This is a genomic window from Arthrobacter sp. zg-Y20 (assembly GCF_030142075.1).
Classification (GTDB): domain Bacteria; phylum Actinomycetota; class Actinomycetes; order Actinomycetales; family Micrococcaceae; genus Arthrobacter_B.
The window spans coordinates 1,936,283-1,954,715 of record NZ_CP126241.1 but is presented as its reverse complement, the minus strand read 5'-3'; the positions used below and the strand labels follow the sequence as shown (position 1 = coordinate 1,954,715).

The window sequence follows — 18,433 nt, the reverse complement described above, 5'->3', positions numbered from 1 at the left end:
GACCGGCCGGGCGGCCGTCAGGCGGCAATAAAGCCGAAGCCGAGAAGCAGGTAGATCAGCACGCCCAGCAGGATGCGGTACCAGACGAAAAGACTGTAGCTGCGGGTCGAGACGTAGCGAAGGAACCAGCCGATGATGACGAATCCCACAACGAAAGCGACAACGGTGGCAGCGCCGGTCTGGGCCGCCGAGTACGGCATCGGCTCATCCAGCGCCTTCACCAGCTGGAACAGTCCGCTGCCGAAGACGGCGGGAATGGCCAGGAGGAAGGCGTAGCGGGCCGCGGCTTCGCGGGTGTAACCCATCAGCAGCCCCGCCGTGATGGTTCCGCCTGAGCGGGAGACGCCGGGAATCAGGGCCAGCGCCTGGGCGAACCCGTAGAGGATGCCGTGCTTGTAACTGAGCTGGTCCAGGGAGCGCTGCTGGCGTCCGACGGCGTCGGCGATGGCCAGGATGATGCCGAAGACAATGAGCATGGTGGCCACAAGCCACAGGCTCCGGAACGTGCTTTCGATCTGGTCCTGGAAAAGCAGGCCCAGCACCACGATCGGGATGGTGCCGATAATGATGAGCCAGCCCATGCGCGCATCGGGATCGCTGCGGGGCACCCTGCCGGTGAGGGAACCGAACCAGGACTTGATGATCCGGACAATGTCCTTCCAGAAGTACACGGCCACGGCCGTCTCGGTGCCCAGCTGGGTGATGGCGGTGAACGCCGCCCCCGGATCCCCGGCACCGGGCAGCAGTTCCCCCACAATGCGCAGGTGCGCGCTGGAGGAGATGGGCAGGAACTCTGTCAGGCCCTGGACCAGACCCAGGAAGATCGCTTCAAACCAATTCACACTAAGACTCTATGGCACCGGAGGGCGTCTCCCGGGCACTGCGGTGCGGTCAGCGGCTGGCCGGGCGCCCCAGCGGATTGCCGTTTTCATTCCCGTCATCCCCGGGAATCCCGTCCGGCGTGATCGGGTCCGTGTCGTCCTCGAGGGCCTCGTAGTCGTCTTCGTCGTCTTCGTAGATTTCCAGCGGGGTGACCTCCCCGTAGGCGTCATAGAGCACTTCCTCGTAGACTTCGAAGGCATCGGCGATCGCGAGGTACGCGCTCTCGACGACGGGATCCTTTTCGCCGCGGCGGCTGGCAGCCGCCGCAAGGTGCTCCTCGAAGGCCGTGACCAGGGACTGGAGCGCGATGCGCGGATCTATGCTCATTCCCTAGACGTTAGCGGTAAAGTAGGCAAAATTGGAGGGAAATGCGCGAACAAATTCTTGCACCAGATGTCTCCCGCCGGCGCGAAAACACCCGGGACTATGAATACCTGGTGGTCTCTGTTGAGCCCACCGAATCCCTGCCCGAAGCCCGGCGCCGCCTGATTGAACACGCCGAGTACGGCAAGTGGGAACTGCACCGCAGCCGCATCTACAGCGGCGGCGGACGGCGGTTCTGGCTGCGCCGAAGAATCCTGCGAGTCCAGCGGACCGCCTAGGGCCTACTCCACCGGGCCCAGGACGGCATTGGCCACGGAGGCATGCACCGAGTCCTCGCTCGAGGGATGGAACATGCCCGCCAGTACATCCCGGTACAAGCGCTCCAGCTCCTGTCCCCGGGAGTAGCTCCGGCCGCCCGCCACCCGCATGGCGGTTTCAACGACGCCGCGGGCGGTTTCGGTGCTGCGGTACTTCAGGCCCGAGAGCAGCGGGAACCAGTAGCTGCCGTGGTCCGTGCCCTCTTCCAGGTCCCGGGAGACGGCGTCCAGCTCCAAGCCTGCGCCGTCCATCCGCAACGCGGCGTCGGCAACCTTCCACCGGGTGTCCGGATCAGCCGACGCCGGAACGCCGTCCGGTGAGCGGCGGCCGCGGGCTGCGTCAGCGGCCAGCTGCACGGCGCGGTCCCCGATCCCCGTGTAGACCGCGGACAGCAGCGTCTCGAAAAGGCTGAAGATGCCGAAGACGAACGCGTCGCGGTGCGGGCCCACCGGCGTCGTGCGGACCATCCGGGCTGCCGGTACCATCGCGTCATCCAACCGTGTGGTGCAGGACTGGCTGGCCCGCATGCCCATGGTGTTCCAGTCATCGGCGATGGTGATTCCTGCGGTCCCCCGGTCCGCGAAGCCGAAAACCAGCCGCGGGTCTTCCGGGGCGGAGGTGTCCTTCCCGAAGATGCCCAGCCTGGTCCACGCCGGGGAAAGGCTGGTGAAGATCTTGGTGCCCGTGAAGGCGTAGCCGCCGTCCCCCGTGGGCCGTGCCGCTGTGTGGGAGTCAAAGAGCACGGCGGGATTGCCGGGCTCGGAGACGCCAAAGGCAAACAGCTCCCCCGCTGCCGCTTCCTTCAGGACAAAGGCCAGGGAGTCATCGCCCTGCCGGGCCAGCAAGTGGGCTACTCCGCACCAGACCTGGTGCATGTTCACGGCCAGCGCGGTGGCCGGGGCTGCTGCCGCCAGCATGCGCTGGCTGGCAACGACGTCGGGAAAGCCCAGTCCCGCCCCGCCCTCGGCTACCGGCGTGAACAGGGCGAGATACCCTGCTGCCCGCAGCTCTTCCAGGTCTTCGGTGAAGAAGCTGTTGGTTTCGTCGTAGCCTGCGGCGCGGGACCGCAGGCGCTCAAGCAGATCCGGGGTGAGGATGTCGGTGGCGGGCACAGGGGTTCTCCTTGTTGGGTCAGTAACCGGGTGCGTTTAGTAACTTGTGAGCAGCCGCGACAGGACCCGGGTGCCGAACTTGAGTGAATCCACCGGCACCCGCTCGTCCACGCCGTGGAACATGCCGGTGAAATCCAGGTCCTCGGGCAGGCGGAGCGGGGCGAAACCGTAGCCCGTGATGCCCAGCCGGCTGAGGGACTTGTTGTCCGTGCCGCCCGAGAGTGTGTAGGGAAGCACGGGCGCGCCGGGATCCTCGGCCTGCAACGCACCGACCATGGAGTCCACCAGGTTGCCCTTGAACGGCACCTCCAGGGACACGTCCTGGTGCTCATAGCTGATATCAATGCCGTCGCCGGCCAGTTCCCGGATGGTGGCCAGCACCTGTTCCTCCTGCCCGGGCAACGTGCGCGCATCAATCAGCGCCTCGGCAGTCCCGGGAATGACGTTGTGCTTGTAACCGGCCTTCAGCACGGTGGGGTTGGAGGTGTTCTGCAAGGTGGCACCCACAAAACGCGCCACGGTGCCCAGTTCAGCCAGGATGCGGTCCGGGTTGTCCGGATCGAACTCGACGCCGGTCAGTTCCGTCACACCGTCAAGGAAGGCCCGCGTGGTGTCCGTCAGCTCAATGGGCCAGGGGTGGCTGCCGATATTGGCGACGGCGCGCGCCAGCCGCGTCACGGCGTTGTCGGTGTTGATCTGGGAGCCGTGCCCGGCGCGCCCGTGGGCCACCAGCCGGAGCCAGGAGATGCCCTTCTCCGCCGTCTGCAGCAGATAGGTCCGCCGGCCGCCGATGGTGGCCGAGAAGCCGCCCACCTCGGAGATAGCCTCCGTGGCGCCGTCGAACAGTTCCGGCCGGTGTTCCACCGCCCAGCGTGCGCCGTAGTCACCGCCGGCTTCCTCGTCAGCGAAGAACGCGAAAACAATGTCCCGGCGGGGCTTGGTGCCCGTGGCCGCCATGGAACGCATCACGGACAGGATCATGGCGTCCATGTCCTTCATGTCCACGGCACCGCGGCCCCAGATCAACCCGTCGCGCTCTTCGCCGCTGAACGGGTCCACGCTCCAATCCTGTTTCTGTGCCGGCACCACATCCAGGTGCCCGTGCACCACCAGGGCGGGCAGGGATGAATCACTGCCCTCCATCCGGGTCACCACCGACGCGCGGCCGGGCGCGGACTCAAAGAGATCCGCCGAGAGCCCGGCTTCCTCGATCAGCCCGGCCGTGTATTCAGCCGCGGCGCGCTCCCCCGGTCCGGAGTTGTCGCCGAAGTTGGAGGTGTCGAACCGGATCAGCTCCCGGCAGATCCGGGCCACCTCGTCTTCGGCGCGTACTGCTGCGCCGGACCGGACTGCACGGGAGTCGTCCCCGGCGGAGGAATTGGAGCGGGCGTCTTCAGGCATGGTGTCCCCTTCGGTAAGCTGTGCTGCCAGCTTAGCCAGAGAGGGCGTGAGGTGCGCCGCATTTCGCCTTCCGGCGACACCCAACCTGCCTGCGGCTTGGGTCGATTCGTTGTTCGGTGCGAAACCGTGTTAGAGTTTTTCCCGTTGCTTCCACAGGTTTTGAACAACACCGGAACCTGTGGAGATCACCCAAGCGCGGGTGGCGGAATGGCAGACGCGCTAGCTTGAGGTGCTAGTCCTCTAACGAGGGTGGGGGTTCAAGTCCCCCTCCGCGCACAGACAAACCCCCGGAATCTTTCGATTCCGGGGGTTTTTTGTTGGCCGTGAAAAGCATGTTGATGTGATGTTCGGCACCACTGGACGAACGGCTTGGATGCTAGGTGCCGGGAACGGAACAGTATCCGTTCCGTTTGCGGGTCAATCATCGCAGGGCCGCTGCGGGGCGTGTTGCCCGGATGACCGCACCGGTACCCTCGATGCCATGGACGGCGGCGCGGTTTTCAATCTCCTGCTGGTTGTGTTCTTCATCCTGCTGGGCGGAGTTTTTGCGGGTGCTGAAATGGCCCTGGTGTCCCTGCGGGAAAGCCAGATCAGCGGCATTGAACGCAGTGGCCGGCAGGGGGCGCGCACCGCGCGTCTGGCCCGCAACCCGAATCTTTTCCTCTCCGCCATCCAGATAGGCGTGACGCTCACCGGTTTCTTCTCAGCGGCCTACGGCGCTTCCGCCCTGGCACCGGCGGTGGTGCCGCTGCTGCGCCGGTGGGGACTGTCCGAGGCGGCCGCTGACACTACGGCCTTTATTGTGCTGACCCTGTTCGTGGCCTACCTGTCCCTGGTGCTTTCGGAACTGGTACCCAAGCGCCTGGCCATGCAGAACGCGGTACGGTTCGCCAGGATCCTTTCGCCCGCACTGAACCTGTTCGCGGTGCTGATGCGCCCGGTAATCCGGTTCCTCTCGGTCTCCACCGATACCGTGGTGCGCCTGCTGGGCGGCAACCCCAACGTGAAGACGGTACCGGTGAGCAGCCAGGAACTTTGGGACATGGTGGCAGCCAGTCCCATGCTTGCCGAGGACAGCAGGCGGATCCTGTCCGATGTGTTCGGAGCCGGTACGCGGTTGGTGCAGGAAGTGATGCGTCCGCGCACCGAAGTGGTTTTCCTCCGCGCGGACCTGTCGCTGGAGCAGGCCCGGGAACAGGTGCGCGAACTGCCGTACTCGAGGTACCCGGTCATCAGCGGGTCCGTGGACGACGTCGCCGGGTTCATCCACGTCCGTGACCTGATGCCGGATCCGCAGGACCCGGAACGGGACGTGCGCACCGTGGCGCAGATCCTGCGGCCCATCCTGTTTGTACCCGGCACGGCCACGGTGCTGCCCTCCCTGACCCGGATGCGGCGGGAAAACAGCCACATAGCCGTTGTGGCCGACGAATACGGCGGTACGGACGGGATCATCACCTTGGAGGACCTGATCGAGGAACTCGTGGGCGAAATCTACGACGAATACGACACCGGCCGGGACCCGGAGGACCGTTACCGGCGCGAGAAGGGCCAGCTGGTGGTGGACGGTGCGCTGATCCTCCAGGAGTTCGAGCGGCTCACCGGCGTCGCACTGCCGGAGGGGCAGTACGAGACACTTGCCGGCTACATCCTCGAACAACTGGGCCGGATGGCCCGCCCCGGCGACACTGTCCAAGGGCCCGGCTGCCGGTTGGAGGTACTGGGCGTGCGCAGGCGGCGGATTGGTGCGGTGCGGGTAATTCCCGAAGCCGCCCACTGAACGGCGTCCACTGAACGACGCCCCCGTTGCCTTTATCGGGTGCCACCGCGCACAATACCGAGCAACGTGGTTTGGACCGATTGTCCGGGAGGGCAGACATGGCCGATATCAAGTCTGAAACGGACCGGACCGAACTCAAACGGGTCATGGGCACGAAACTGCTGCTGCTTTTCATTGTGGGCGACATCCTCGGCACTGGCGTTTATGCCCTGACCGGCCAAGTGGCCGGGGAAATCGGGGGCGCGGCGTGGGCGCCCATCCTGCTGGCCTTCGCGGTGGCCACCATTACCGCCCTGTCCTATCTGGAACTGGTCACCAAGTATCCGCAGGCCGCCGGAGCCGCCCTGTACACGCATAAAGCCTTCGGCGTGCATTTCCTGACGTTCCTCGTGACCTTCGCGGTCCTCTGTTCCGGGATCACCTCGGCCTCGACCGCTTCCAAGTTCCTGGCTGAAAACTTCATGGTCGGGTTCCATCTGGGCTGGGGGCAGGCCGGCGTCACCTGGGTGGCGGTGATCTTCATGCTGCTGCTGGCGGCCGTCAACCTCCGGGGTGCGGCCGAAAGCGTGAAGTTCAACATTGTGCTGACTGCCATCGAGCTGACCGGCCTGCTGATTGTCATCCTGATCGGGTTCTGGGCCATGGGGCAGGGAAACGCCGACTTCTCCCGGGTGGTCGTGTTTGAAACCGAAGCGGGCAAAAGTGTTTTCCTGGCCCTCACGGGCGCAACCTCGCTGGCGTTTTTCTCCATGGTCGGGTTCGAGGACTCAGTGAACATGGCCGAGGAAACCCATGACCCCGTACGGATCTTCCCCAAGGTAATGCTGACCGGCCTGAGCATCACCGTCTCCGTATACCTGTTGGTGTCCATCGCAGCCGTGGCCGTGGTGCCGGTGGGACAGCTGTCCGAAAGTGCCACGCCGCTGCTCGAAGTGGTGCGCGCCGGCGCCCCCAACCTGCCCGTCGACGCGGTCTACCCGTTCCTGTCCATCTTCGCCGTGGCCAACACCGCCCTGATCAACATGCTGATGGCCAGCCGCCTGCTGTACGGCATGGCCCGGCAGGACGTCCTGCCGCGCGGGCTGTCGCTGGTGCTGCCGGGACGGCGGACCCCGTGGGCAGCGATTGTGTTTACGACGGCGATCGCAGTTGGGCTGATCATTGTGGTCACCAACTTCATGGGCAAGGGAACGGTCACTGCGCTTGGCGGGACCACCGCCCTGCTCCTGCTGGGTGTCTTCACGGTGGTCAACATCGCCTGCATCGTGCTGCGCCGTACGCCGATTGACCGGCCGCACTTCCGCTCCCCCACCGTGATGCCCTTCATCGGTGCCATCACCTGTGCCTTCCTGGTGGGTCCGTGGGCCCAGGATGCTGTGGAGTACCGCATCGCGGGCATCCTGCTGCTCCTGGGCCTGGTCCTTTGGGTACTGACCTGGTTCTGGAACCGCGCCGTCAAGGCCCGCAAAACCCGCTTCAGCGACCCGTCCCAGCTCAGTTGATGCTTCGCCGGCGGCACGCGGCCGGCGAAGAACCGCCAGGAAGAAGGAGACCATGACCGTCGTCGTCGGATATGTACCCACACCGGAGGGGGAAACAGCACTGCGTGCCGGGGTGCGGGCAGCCCGGGAACTGGCCATGGGGCTGGTAGTGGTGAACGTGGAGAGCACCCGCGGGGCCCGGGACCCGGGCGAATCCCCCGGCTACCTGCAGGAGCTGGCCACGGTCCTGCAGGAAAGCCGGCTGCCGCATACCCTGCTGCATCCGGTGGGTGACTTTGACGCGTCGGAAGAGATCCTGAAGGCCGCCGAGGGCCATGGCGCCCAGCTTGTGGTGCTGGGCATCCGGCACCGGACACCGGTGGGGAAACTGTTCCTCGGCAGTACGGCCCAGCGGGTGCTCCTTGAAGCGGACTGCCCGGTCCTGGCGGTGAAGGCAGGGCAGGCGTGAGCTACAGCCTGGCCAGCACCGCTTCGATTCCGGTGAAGGTCTCCGCGAAGGACGTGGACAGCGGAGACAGGCCGATGCGGATGCCGTCGGGATTGCGGTAGTCCGGAATGACCCCCTGCTCCCACAGGGCGGCGGTGACCGCCTTGAACGCGGGATGGTCAATGGTGATGTGGCTGCCGCGGCGTTCCGGATCGCGCGGCGAGGCCAGCACGACGCCGCGCGGTGCCAGCAGTGCGTCCACAGCGGCAACGGCGTATTCGGTCAGCGCCTGCGACTTTGCCCGGACGGCTTCCATGCCGGCCTCGCGGATCAGGGCCACCATGTCCTGCATGGCAAGCATGCCCAGAATGGGCGGGGTGCCGGAGACCAGGCGCCGGATGCCGCTTGCCGGGACGTACCCCGGCGCCATCCCGAACGGGTCGTCGGAGCCGAGCCAGCCCTGGATGGGCTGGGTGAACTCCGCCTGGTGGCGGGCGGCGACGTAACCCCAGGCAGGTGCGCCCGGGCCGCCGTTGAGGTACTTGTAGCTGCAGCCGACGGCGTAATCCACACCCCACGCGTCCAGCTCGGCAGGGACCGCGCCGGCGGAGTGGCACAGGTCCCACAGCACCAGCCCGCCGGCGTCGTGCACCAGCGCGGAAATGGCTGCGGCATCGGCGAGGTAGCCGGAGCGGTAGGCAACGTGGCTGAAGACGGCCAGCGCGGTATGCGGGCCCACGGCCTCGGCCACGGCTTCGGCGCTGACTCCGCCGTCGTAATCCGCGCGCACCCAGCGCAGGGTCAGCCCGCACTCGCGGGCAACCCCCTCCAGTACGTACCGGTCCGTAGGGAAGTTGTCGGCATCGAGCAGGATCTCGGTTCGGCCCGGCCGGGCGGCGACGGCCGCCCGGGCCAGCTTGTACAGCAGCACGGTGGTGGAATCCGCCACGATGCACTGGCCCGGTGCCGCACCCAGCGCCACCGCCCCCAGTTCGTCGCCAATCCGCCCGGGAAGCTCCAGCCACTCCTCGTCCCAGCCGCGGATCAGCCGCTGGGCCCACTGTCCGGTGACAAAGTCCTGCAGGTGTTCGGCGGTCCCCCGGAGCGGCCGGCCCAGGGAGTTGCCGTCAAGATACGCGCTCACCTCCCCGGCCGGAAGGAAGCGGTCCCGGTAACCCGCGAGGGGATCCGCGGCATCCAGTTCCTTGGCGGTAACCAACAGGGAGGCGGCATCAATCATGGGAGGAACCTTAGCAGTTGGGGAAGTGCCGGATTGCTGCGGGACGGGACGGGCCCCACCGAGCTCCGCTGCTGCGGAGGCCGACGGGGCCCGGGGTGCTGCTGGGAAGTACTGCGGAGCCTGGGGAAGCCAGGCCCGGCCAATCAGGCCCGGGTGGCGGCAGCGAACCCGTCCCCGGGGGCGGCTGCCTCCAGCGGACGGACGGTGCCGGCGAAGTGCCGGCGCATCGAGCGCGGATTCCAGCCCGTGAAGGTGGAACCGGCCCAGCTGCTGCCCGCCTCGTCGTCGTGGATCGACACTGCAACAGTGGCCGGCAGGAACACCGGGGACTCAAAGTCGATGGTCCACTCGAAGGGGCCCTCCTGAGTCTGCACCGCATCTGAAACCACCCGCGAGGCCAGGTACATGCCGTGGGCCAGGGACCGCTTCATGCCCAGCGCCTTGGCGGACAGGCGGCTCAGGTGGATCGGGTTGAAGTCCCCGGAAACGCGGGCATAGTTGCGGCCCGCGTCGGCACCCAGCCGCCACATGGCGGTAGGCAGGGGCGGAACGAACTCGGGCCGCCCCGCGGACTCGCCGGGCCGGTCCGTCTTGGGAAGGAAAACACCTTTCGCCAAGTAGGTGGAACGCCCGCGCCACAGCACTTCGCCGTCCGCCCCCGTAACCTCGGCTACCAGCTCCACAGAGGTGCCGGACCGGTGTCCGCCCAGGTTCTCTGCCCAGGCGGTGACCGTCAGCGGCTCGCTGTAGTGGATTGGACGGTAATGCTGGACCACGTTGCGCAGGTGCACCATGCCCAGCAGGGGCAGCGGAAAGTCATCGCGCGCCATGAGGCTCATGGCCACCGGGAACGCGAAGGTGTGCACGTAACCGGTGGGCAGGTAATCCGTGGCACTGTGCAGGATCAGGCGCTGGAAGTCGGTCAGCTTTGCCAGGTCGACGGCGGCGCCGGACACCACGTGCCGGTCCGCCGGCAGCGTCGTGCTGCCTTTGGCGGAGGACATCCTGGCCTTGGCGGCACTGCCCAGTGCGCCGGCATAAAGCTTGCCGAGGGCCGGGATTTCACGCAGCTGGGTGGAGCTCATGCGCCCACCATGTTCTGCCCGCATACCCGGACCACCTGGCCGTTGACCCCGGCCGCGGAGTCCGAAGCCAGGAAGGAAATGGTTTCGGCCACATCCACCGGCAGGCCGCCCTGCTGCAGGCTGGACAGGCGGCGTGCCACCTGCCTGGTCAGGGCCGGAATAGCAGCAGTCATGTCCGTTTCGATAAACCCCGGAGCGACGGCATTGATGGACCCGCCGCGCGGAGCCAGCAGGGGTGCGGTGGCCCGGACCATGCCGATGACGCCGCCCTTGGAAGCGGCGTAGTTCGTCTGGCCGCGGTTGCCGGCAATACCGCTGGTGGAAGCCAGCGACACGATCCGGCCCTCGGGGCTGAAGCCGCTGGAGGCCAGGAAGGCCTGGTTCATGCGCAGCTGGGAGGCGATATTGACGGCGATGACCGAACCCCAGCGGGCTTCGTCCATGTTGGCCAGCAGCTTGTCGCGGGTGATCCCGGCATTGTGGATCACGATGTCCAGGTGCCCGTAGCGCTCGACGGCATGGGCAAGGATGCGCTCTGCCGCGTCATCGCGGGTGATGTCCACCTGCAGCGCGGTGCCGCCGATTTCGTTGGCGACCTTGGCCAGCTGTTCGCCGGCGGCCGGCACGTCCACCACAATCACGGTGGCGCCGTCGCGGTGCAGCACCTTGGCAATGGCTGCGCCGATGCCGCGGGCGGCACCGGTTACCACGGCCACCTTGCCGGCCAGGGGTGCGTTCCAATCCGCCGGCAGCGAGCCTGCGTCGGAGCCGACGGTGATGAACTGGCCGCTGACGTAGGCGCTTTTGCCCGAGAGGAGGAAACGCAGGGCAGCGGCCACTGAGGGGGCCGACGCCTGCACGCCGTTGGCGAGCACGATGCCGTTGGCGGTGGCACCGCCGCGCAGTTCATGCGCGATGGAACGCAACGTACCGTCAATGCCCTGGCGGGCGGCGGCGGCGGCCGGATCCTGCGCTTCTGCTGCGGGCCGGGACACTGTGAGCACCCGTCCGCCCGGGGCGAGGTCGCGCAGGGCGGCGCCTGCCGCCAATGTGGGTTCGGCCAAATCGGTGGGATCGGCGGCATCATCCAGGACAATCAGGATGGCGCCGAGCTTTTCCTTCGGAGTGGCATGCCGGCGTACGTCCTGGTCCCAGGCAAGCAGCAGCTGTGAGAGGTCATCCGCGGTTTCGCCCTTGCCGAGCACCAGCACCGGCCCCGGTACCAGCGGCTTGGCCGGGTCGAAGCGGCGCAGGATGGCCGGCCGGGGCAGGCCGAGCTTCTTGGACAGGTCTTTGGTGAAGCCGGTATTGACCAGCTTGAGGTAGGTATCAGTCATGGCTAGCGCGCCTCCAGGATCGCGACGAGGCCCTGCCCGCCGGCAGCGCAGATCGAAATAAGGCCGCGGCCCGAACCCTTTTCATGGAGCATCTTGGCCAGCGAGGCCACAATGCGTCCGCCGGTGGCAGCGAAGGGGTGGCCGGCGGCCAGCGAGGAACCGTTGATGTTGAGCTTGCTGCGGTCGATGCTGCCCAGTGTTGCATCCAGGCCCAGGCGGGTGCGGCAGAACTCTTCGTCTTCCCAAGCGGCCAGGGTTGAGAGCACCGTGCCGGCGAAGGCCTCGTGGATTTCGAAGAAGTCGAAGTCGTCGAAGGTGAGGCCGTGGCGGGCCAGCAGGCGCGGGACGGCGAAGGCCGGAGCCATCAGCAGTCCGTCCTTGCCGTGCACAAAGTCCACGGCGCCGGCTTCGGCGTCCACAATGTTCGCGAGCATCGGCAGATCGTGTTCGCGGGCGTAGTCCTCCGAGCCCAGCAGCACCACGGAGGCACCGTCGGTCAGCGGAGTGGAGTTGCCGGCGGTCATGGTGGCGGCATCCCCAAGGGACTTGCCGAAGGCGGGCTTGAGCTTGGCGAGCTTCTCCATGGTGGTGTCCGGACGCAGGTTCGCGTCCTTGGACAGCCCGCGGTACGGGGTGACAAGGTCATCGAAGAAGCCGCGGTCGTAGGCGGCAGCCATATTGCGGTGGCTGTTGTAGGCCAGCTCGTCCTGTGCCTCGCGGGTGATCTTCCACTGCGCGGTGGTCAGGGCCTGGTGCTCGCCCATGGACAGGCCGGTGCGGGGCTCGCCGGTGGACGGGGCATTCGGGGACAGGTCCTTGGGGCGGATCTTCGCGACGGCGGCCAGCTTCTGCTTGGTGGTGCGGGCGCGGGAGAGGTCCAGCAGGGCCCGGCGCAGGCCTTCACTGACGGCAATAGGGGCGTCCGACGCGGAGTCCACGCCGCCGGCAATAGCGGATTCCAGCTGGCCGAGCTTGATCTTGTTGGCCAGGCTGACCACTGTTTCCAGTCCGGTGGCGCAGGCCTGCTGGACATCGTAGGCGGGGGTCTCAGGCGCCAGTGCCGAGCCCAGGACCGCTTCGCGGGTCAGGTTGAAATCGCGGGAGTGCTTCAGGACGGCGCCGCCGGCTACTTCGCCGATCCGCTCGCCCTGCAGGCCGAAGCGGGCAATAAGCCCGTCAAGGGCTGCCGTGAGCATGTCCTGGTTGGAGCTGTAGGTGTACTTTCCGCCTGAACGGGCGAAGGGGATTCGGTTGCCGCCGATCACCACGGCCTTGCGTACCGCGGGTGCGGTCTCGTTGGGCCGGGCGGTGAGGGGTTCGGGCTGTGCAGCCATTCGTCGTTCTCCTTGGGAGTGCTTGGGGGTTGGGTGGCACGGTGGGGTGTGTGACGGTAGTTACTGTTACCCAGCGTACCTGATACGCTCAGTATCGTGAACAACGCACTAGAGGACTCCTCCGCGGCCGCCCCCGCCGGTGACGGCCGCGCGCTTCGCTGGGAAGCGCACCGGGCCGAACGCCGCCGTACGCTCATTAAGACCGCGCGCCGTGCCGTGCACTCGCTGGGCTACTCGGCCTCCATGGAAGAGATCGCGGCGGCCTCCGGTACCTCCAAATCGGTGTTCTACCGCTACTTCGGAGATAAGGCCGGGCTGCAGAAGGCCATGGGCGAAATGGCCGTGGCCCGCATGCAGGAGAAAATCCTGGCGGCCGGCCGCACCGCTTCCTCACCGCGCTCCGGGCTGCGGGCCATGGTCTCGGCGTACCTGCAGATGGCGGAAACCTCACCCAACGTGTACCTGTTCGTCACCGGCCGGCTGGCCGAGGGCGGCCCGGACCAGCAAGTGGACACCACGCTTTCGCACTTCTTCGAAACCATCACGTCAATGATGGATTCGGCCATGCGGCACTACCTCGCCGGCCGTGAAGTGCCGCCGGAGGCCAGCGGCACCGCGCAGTACTGGCCCACAGCTGCGCTGGGCATGATCCGTGCGGCAGGAGAACGCTGGATCGCCGCGCCCCCGGGCGAAGACAAGCCCACCGAAGAACAAATGACCGAGCAGCTGACCGTCTGGCTTTTTGACGGCATCGGCTACGACCAGGGGCACACGCCCCTCCCCCGGATTTCCTGAGCACGCCCCACCACCACAAGAAGGAAAAGCAATGACGCAAACACTTTCCCCCGCCGAACGCCAGCTGCCGGCCAGCGCCACCATCAGCGACAACGATGCCGCTGTGGTGGACACCGCTTCCCTGGGCCGGGCACTGCTGGGCAAGTGGGCGGACATCCGCCTGCAGGCCCGCGAGCTTGCCGGCCATGATGAGCTGCACACCCCCGCCGGATTGAGCCACACCGAGCACCGCGAACGGGTTATGGGCCAGCTGAAGGTCCTGGTGGACACCAAGGCCGTTCACCGTGCCTTCCCCAAGTATGTGGGCGGCGAGGACAACCACGGCGGCAACATTGCCGGGTTCGAGGAACTCGTGGTGGCCGATCCGTCGCTGCAGATCAAGGCCGGCGTGCAGTGGGGCCTGTTCGGGTCCGCCGTCCTGCACCTGGGCAACCGGGAACACCATGAGAAGTGGCTGCCGGGCATCATGAGCCTGGAAACCCCCGGCTGCTTTGCGATGACCGAAACCGGCCACGGCTCGGATGTCGCCAGCATCGCGACCACCGCCGAGTACGACGCCGCAGCGCAGGAATTCATCATCAACACGCCGTTCCGCGCAGCCTGGAAGGACTACATCGGCAACGGTGCCGTCCACGGCAAGGCGGCCGTTGTGTTCGCCCACCTGATCACCAAGGGCGTGGACCACGGTGTCCACGCGTTCTATGTGGAACTGCGCGATGACAACGGTTTCCTGCCCGGCGTGGGCGGCGAGGACGACGGCGTCAAGGGCGGACTGAACGGCATCGACAACGGCCGGCTGCACTTCTCCAACGTGCGCATCCCCCGGACCAACCTGCTCAACAAGTACGGCGACGTAGCCGAAGACGGCACGTACACCTCCGCCATCGCCAGCCCCGGCCGGCGCTTCTTCACCATGATCGGCACCCTGGTGCAGGGCCGCGTCTCCCTGGACGGTGCGGCCGTTGCCGCCAGCAAGATGGCGCTGAAGACCGCCATCCAGTACGGCACCGAGCGCCGGCAGTTCAACGGTGCATCCGACATCAAGGAAGAGGTGCTGATGGACTACCAGCAGCACCAGCGCCGCCTGCTGCCCCTGCTCGCCACCACGTTCGCGGCCGCCTTTGCCCACGAGGAACTGCTGCAGAAGTTCGACGACGTCTTCTCCGGCGCGCACGACACCGACGCGGACCGCCAGGACCTTGAGACCCTTGCCGCCGCACTGAAGTCCCTCTCCACCTGGCATGCCCTGGACACGCTGCAGGAATGCCGCGAAGCAACCGGCGGTGCGGGTTTCCTTGCCGAGAACCGGTTCACCGCACTGCGCGCGGACCTGGACATTTACGCCACCTTCGAAGGTGACAACACGGTGCTGCTGCAGCTGGTCGCCAAGCGCCTGCTGGCTGACTACGCCAAGGAATTTGCCGGCGCCGACTTCGGCGTGCTGGCCCGCTACGTTGTGGGCCAGGCCGCCGACGTCACCGTGCACCGCACCGGCCTGCGCCGCATTGTGCAGACCGTGGCCGACTCCGGTTCGGAGAAGAAGTCCGCCGTGGCGCTGCGTGATCCCCGTGCCCAGCATGACCTGCTGGCTGACCGGGTAAGCACCATGGTCGCCGAGGTGGCCGGCGCGCTGAAGGCCGCCCGCAACATGCCGAAGGAAAAGGGGGCGGCGGTCTTCAACGAGAACCAGCACGCCCTGATCGAAGCAGCGCGCGCCCACGCCGAACTGCTGCAGTGGGAAGGCTTCACCCGGGCGCTGGACCGGATTGACGACGCCGGCACGCGCCAGGTCATGACCTGGGTCCGCGACCTGTTCGGCCTGTGCCTGATCGAAAAGAACCTGGGCTGGTACCTGATGAACGGCCGGCTCTCGGCGCAGCGGGCCCGGACCCTGGGCCCCTACATCAACCGCCTGCTGGCCAAGATCCGCCCGCACGCCCTGGACCTGGTCGATTCCTTCGGCTACGGCCAGGAGCACCTGCGCGCCAAGATCGCTTCCGGTGCGGAGAAAGCCCGCCAGGACGAGGCGATGGAATACCAGCGCCTGCTGCGTGCCAGCGGTGCCGCTCCGGTGGATGAGAAGGTGCTGATCGCCCGCGAAAAGGCTGCCTCGAAGGCGTCGAAGAAGTCCGGGAAGAAGTAAGCCCGAAGTACGCCGGAAAACACAAAGGCGCTGCCGCAGAAATGCGGCAGCGCCTTTTGCGTGTCCGGGCTTTTTGCGTGTCCGGGCTAGGCCAGCACGGACCGGTAGACATCCAGGGTGGCTTCGGCAATGGATTCCCAGGAGAACTGGTCGGTGGCGCGGAGGCGCCCGGCCTCCCCCATGCGGCGGGCCAGGTCCGGATCGGCCACCACAGTAGTCAGGGCTGCGGCGAAGTCGCGGACAAAGGCTTCCGGGTCCAGCGGGGTGCCGGTGCCGTCGGTGACCTGGTCAATGGGTACCAGCAGCCCGGTGACGCCGTCCTCGACCACCTCCGGGATGCCGCCCGTGGCACTGGCGACGACGGCGGTGCCGCAGGCCATGGCTTCAAGGTTCACGATGCCCAGCGGTTCGTAGACGGACGGGCAGGCGAAGACGGTGGCAATGGAGAGGATCCGGATCAGCTCGGCCCGCGGCAGCATCCGCTCGATCACGATGACGCCGGTACGGGTGCGCCGCAGGTCCTCAATCAGGGCGGCTGTTTCGGCCGCGAGCTCGGGCGTATCCGCGGCACCGAGGCAGAGGACCAGCTGGACCTCCGGCGGCAGCAGCGCTGCGGCGCGCAGCAGGTAGGGCACGCCCTTCTGCCGGGTGTTCCTGCCCACAAAGACCACGCTGGGACGGTCCGGGTCAATGTCGAAGGAGCGGACGCCGTCGGGGTCGATAACCGGCTGCCACTGCTCAACGTCAATGCCGTTGTGGACCACCTTGACCTTGGCCGGATCCACGTCCGGGTAGCTGCGCAGGATGTCCTGGCGCATGCCCTCGGAGACGGCGATGATCGCGGCGGCGGCCTCGTAGGCGGTTTTCTCCACCCAGGAGGACACCGCGTAGCCGCCGCCCAGCTGTTCGGCCTTCCACGGCCGCAGGGGCTCCAGGCTGTGCGCACTCAGGACATGCGGGATGCCGTGCAGCAGCGAGCCCAGATGGCCGGCCATGTTGGCGTACCAGGTGTGGGAATGGACCAGGTCGGCGCCGGCCAGCCCGCCCAGGATTTCAAGGTCCGTACCCAGGGTCTGTACGGCCGGGTTGGCGCTGTCCAGCTCCGCCGGCACGGGGTACGCGGTTACTTTCGCTCCATGGAAATCCTCCGGGCGTTCGGCCCCGAAACAATGCACATGGAGATCTACTTCTCCGGCCAGGACACGGCTAAGCTCGGCGACGTGAACGCCTGCTCCTCCGTAGATTTCCGGCGGGAATTCCTTCGACACAATATCTACTCGCACTAAACCAACGTAGTGCACCGGGCAACGTGTGATCTAGTGTGAAGTCAGTAGACTTATTTTTTTGCGGAAGAGGTTCAAGACAATGGCGCCTAAGAAGGTCCTGGCAGTAGTCCTTGCAGGTGGGGAGGGCAAACGGCTGATGCCGTTGACGGCGGACCGCGCAAAACCCGCGGTTCCCTTTGCCGGGCGGTACCGGCTTATCGACTTCGCACTGTCAAATCTGGTGAATTCCGGGTACCTGCAGATAGTGGTCCTCACCCAGTACAAGTCGCACAGCCTTGACCGGCACATTTCCGAGACCTGGCGGCTGTCCACGCAGCTGCAGAACTATGTGGCCTCGGTTCCGGCGCAGCAGCGCGTCGGCAAAAGCTGGTTCCTGGGCAGCGCGAACGCCATCTACCAGTCCATGAACCTGATCGATGACGCCCAGCCGGACATCGTCGTGGTGATCGGTGCGGACCACGTGTACCGAATGGACTTCTCGCAGATGGTTGAGGCGCATATTGCCTCCGGAGCCTCGGTCAGCGTGGCCGCCGTGCGGCAGCCGCTGCATCTGGCGGATCAGTTTGGCGTCATCGAAACGGACCCGGCAAATCCCGGCATGATTTCCGCGTTCGTGGAGAAGCCCGAGACCACCCCCGGGCTGCCGGATGATCCGGGCAGCTTCCTTGCGTCCATGGGCAACTACGTCTTCAACACCGACGCCCTGGTCGAAGCCCTGCAGGCCGATGCCGAGCGGCTGATCACCAAGCACGACATGGGCGGGGACATCATCCCCTACTTCGTGGAGCGGCAGGACGCGGCCGTATACGACTTCACCCAGAACGTGATTCCCGGTGCCACCGGCAGTGATCACCAGTACTGGCGGGACGTAGGCACCCTGGACTCCTACTATGACGCCAACATGGACCTGATCTCGCCGCTGCCCGCCTTCAACCTGTACAACCTGAAGTGGCCCATCTACACCCGGCAGAGCGTCTCCCCGCCGGCGAAGTTCGTGCGCAGCGCCTCGGAGCAGGCCGGTACCGCGTTTGATTCGATTGTTTCCGACGGCACCGTGATCTCCGGCGGCACCGTCACCGGCTCCGTGCTGGCGCAGGACGTCTATGTGGACCACAACGCCGTCGTCACCGACTCGGTGCTGATGGACAAGGTGTATGTGGGTGAGGGTGCGGTGGTCCGCCGCGCGATCATCGATAAGAACGTGCGCATTCCGGCCGGCGCCACCGTGGGTGTGGACCGGGAGCTGGACCTGCGCCGCGGGTTCACTGTGACCGAGTCCGGACTGACCGTGCTGAGCAAGGGCCAGCGGGTGCCGGTGGAGGCTCCGGCCGAATAGGTCCTGCCGGCCTCCGGGGGCACCGGGTGTGAGATACGCCCGGTGCCCCCGCGCCCGATACGGGGACGGGACTGCTTCTCCGGTATCCTCGAAGTGCGCACCCAATGCGCCGGTCCCGTGTATCCGCCGGG

At 66.6% G+C, this 18,433-nt stretch carries 16 protein-coding genes and 1 tRNA gene; 8 read left to right on the top strand and 9 right to left on the bottom strand.

The window, feature by feature from the left end:
* Positions 1-17 precede the first annotated feature (17 nt).
* Together QNO06_RS09350 and QNO06_RS09345 are read right to left on the bottom strand one after the other, a co-directional pair.
* Positions 18-842: an undecaprenyl-diphosphate phosphatase gene (locus tag QNO06_RS09350; protein WP_227911382.1), complete on the bottom strand. Its 825-nt coding sequence runs from the start codon at positions 840-842 to the stop codon at positions 18-20.
* A 49-nt stretch (positions 843-891) separates the two neighbouring features.
* Positions 892-1,209, bottom strand: a complete 318-nt coding sequence (locus QNO06_RS09345) for a hypothetical protein (protein WP_227911381.1) — start codon at positions 1,207-1,209, stop codon at positions 892-894.
* Positions 1,210-1,250: 41 nt separating this feature from the next.
* On the opposite strand from QNO06_RS09345, the gene QNO06_RS09340 reads away from it, so the two are divergent.
* Entirely contained in the window at positions 1,251-1,484 is a 234-nt protein-coding gene (locus QNO06_RS09340; protein WP_227911380.1) for a DUF5703 family protein, read from the top strand.
* A 3-nt stretch (positions 1,485-1,487) separates the two neighbouring features.
* Here QNO06_RS09340 and QNO06_RS09335 read toward each other — a convergent pair whose 3' ends face one another.
* Together QNO06_RS09335 and QNO06_RS09330 are read right to left on the bottom strand one after the other, a co-directional pair.
* On the bottom strand, positions 1,488-2,636 hold the full coding sequence (locus QNO06_RS09335) for an acyl-CoA dehydrogenase family protein (RefSeq protein ID WP_227911379.1): 1,149 nt from the start codon (positions 2,634-2,636) through the stop codon (positions 1,488-1,490).
* 36 nt (positions 2,637-2,672) lie between these two features.
* Positions 2,673-4,037, bottom strand: coding sequence for a M20/M25/M40 family metallo-hydrolase (locus QNO06_RS09330; protein ID WP_227911378.1), 1,365 nt, complete (start codon positions 4,035-4,037; stop codon positions 2,673-2,675).
* Between the two features lie 193 nt (positions 4,038-4,230).
* Between QNO06_RS09330 and QNO06_RS09325 the strand changes: the two genes are divergently transcribed.
* The 4 genes from QNO06_RS09325 (at position 4,231) to QNO06_RS09310 (ending at position 7,767) form a co-directional block, all read left to right on the top strand.
* Positions 4,231-4,313: transfer RNA gene (locus QNO06_RS09325), tRNA-Leu, on the top strand.
* A 205-nt stretch (positions 4,314-4,518) separates the two neighbouring features.
* A complete protein-coding gene (locus tag QNO06_RS09320) occupies positions 4,519-5,817 on the top strand; it encodes a hemolysin family protein (protein ID WP_227911377.1) in 1,299 nt (432 codons plus the stop codon).
* Positions 5,818-5,915: 98 nt separating this feature from the next.
* Entirely contained in the window at positions 5,916-7,319 is a 1,404-nt protein-coding gene (locus QNO06_RS09315; RefSeq protein WP_227911376.1) for an APC family permease, read from the top strand.
* A gap of 52 nt (positions 7,320-7,371) precedes the next feature.
* A complete protein-coding gene (locus QNO06_RS09310) occupies positions 7,372-7,767 on the top strand; it encodes a universal stress protein (RefSeq protein ID WP_227911375.1) in 396 nt (131 codons plus the stop codon).
* A 1-nt stretch (position 7,768) separates the two neighbouring features.
* Here the strand turns inward: QNO06_RS09310 and QNO06_RS09305 are convergent, their stop codons facing one another.
* From QNO06_RS09305 to QNO06_RS09290, 4 genes are all read right to left on the bottom strand, one after another.
* Positions 7,769-8,986 (bottom strand): kynureninase, encoded by a 1,218-nt coding sequence (locus QNO06_RS09305; protein WP_227911374.1) that lies wholly within the window; start codon positions 8,984-8,986, stop codon positions 7,769-7,771.
* 143 nt (positions 8,987-9,129) lie between these two features.
* Positions 9,130-10,071, bottom strand: coding sequence for a MaoC family dehydratase (locus tag QNO06_RS09300; protein WP_227911373.1), 942 nt, complete (start codon positions 10,069-10,071; stop codon positions 9,130-9,132).
* Complete coding sequence (locus QNO06_RS09295) at positions 10,068-11,408, bottom strand: 3-oxoacyl-ACP reductase (protein WP_227911372.1); 1,341 nt, start codon at positions 11,406-11,408, stop codon at positions 10,068-10,070. Before QNO06_RS09295 ends, QNO06_RS09300 begins: the two co-directional genes overlap by 4 nt.
* A gap of 2 nt (positions 11,409-11,410) precedes the next feature.
* A complete protein-coding gene (locus tag QNO06_RS09290; RefSeq protein ID WP_227911371.1) occupies positions 11,411-12,742 on the bottom strand; it encodes an acetyl-CoA C-acetyltransferase in 1,332 nt (443 codons plus the stop codon).
* Between the two features lie 96 nt (positions 12,743-12,838).
* On the opposite strand from QNO06_RS09290, the gene QNO06_RS09285 reads away from it, so the two are divergent.
* Both QNO06_RS09285 and QNO06_RS09280 read left to right on the top strand, forming a co-directional pair.
* Positions 12,839-13,537, top strand: a complete 699-nt coding sequence (locus tag QNO06_RS09285; RefSeq protein ID WP_227911370.1) for a TetR/AcrR family transcriptional regulator — start codon at positions 12,839-12,841, stop codon at positions 13,535-13,537.
* 31 nt (positions 13,538-13,568) lie between these two features.
* Positions 13,569-15,680 carry an acyl-CoA dehydrogenase family protein gene (locus tag QNO06_RS09280; RefSeq protein WP_227911369.1) on the top strand — a complete coding sequence of 704 codons (2,112 nt, stop codon included), beginning with the start codon at positions 13,569-13,571 and terminating at the stop codon, positions 15,678-15,680.
* Between the two features lie 86 nt (positions 15,681-15,766).
* On the opposite strand, the gene glgA is transcribed toward QNO06_RS09280, so the two are convergent.
* A complete protein-coding gene (gene glgA, locus QNO06_RS09275; protein WP_227911368.1) occupies positions 15,767-16,963 on the bottom strand; it encodes a glycogen synthase in 1,197 nt (398 codons plus the stop codon).
* A gap of 82 nt (positions 16,964-17,045) precedes the next feature.
* Here glgA and glgC point away from each other — a divergent pair, with 82 nt between their 5' ends.
* Positions 17,046-18,302, top strand: coding sequence for a glucose-1-phosphate adenylyltransferase (gene glgC, locus QNO06_RS09270; protein WP_227911367.1), 1,257 nt, complete (start codon positions 17,046-17,048; stop codon positions 18,300-18,302).
* The last annotated feature ends 131 nt before the right edge of the window (positions 18,303-18,433 follow it).

Bases quoted from the DNA above. Each gene is read 5' to 3' on its own strand.
- QNO06_RS09345 (WP_227911381.1), bottom strand. From the start codon at position 1,209: ATGAGCATAGATCCGCGCATCGCGCTCCAGTCCCTGGTCACGGCCTTC.
- QNO06_RS09340 (WP_227911380.1), top strand. From the start codon at position 1,251: ATGCGCGAACAAATTCTTGCACCAGATGTCTCCCGCCGGCGCGAAAAC.
- QNO06_RS09330 (WP_227911378.1), bottom strand. From the start codon at position 4,037: ATGCCTGAAGACGCCCGCTCCAATTCCTCCGCCGGGGACGACTCCCGT.
- QNO06_RS09320 (WP_227911377.1), top strand. From the start codon at position 4,519: ATGGACGGCGGCGCGGTTTTCAATCTCCTGCTGGTTGTGTTCTTCATC.
- QNO06_RS09315 (WP_227911376.1), top strand. From the start codon at position 5,916: ATGGCCGATATCAAGTCTGAAACGGACCGGACCGAACTCAAACGGGTC.
- QNO06_RS09310 (WP_227911375.1), top strand. From the start codon at position 7,372: ATGACCGTCGTCGTCGGATATGTACCCACACCGGAGGGGGAAACAGCA.
- QNO06_RS09305 (WP_227911374.1), bottom strand. From the start codon at position 8,986: ATGATTGATGCCGCCTCCCTGTTGGTTACCGCCAAGGAACTGGATGCC.
- QNO06_RS09300 (WP_227911373.1), bottom strand. From the start codon at position 10,071: ATGAGCTCCACCCAGCTGCGTGAAATCCCGGCCCTCGGCAAGCTTTAT.
- QNO06_RS09295 (WP_227911372.1), bottom strand. From the start codon at position 11,408: ATGACTGATACCTACCTCAAGCTGGTCAATACCGGCTTCACCAAAGAC.
- QNO06_RS09290 (WP_227911371.1), bottom strand. From the start codon at position 12,742: ATGGCTGCACAGCCCGAACCCCTCACCGCCCGGCCCAACGAGACCGCA.
- QNO06_RS09280 (WP_227911369.1), top strand. From the start codon at position 13,569: ATGACGCAAACACTTTCCCCCGCCGAACGCCAGCTGCCGGCCAGCGCC.
- glgC (WP_227911367.1), top strand. From the start codon at position 17,046: ATGGCGCCTAAGAAGGTCCTGGCAGTAGTCCTTGCAGGTGGGGAGGGC.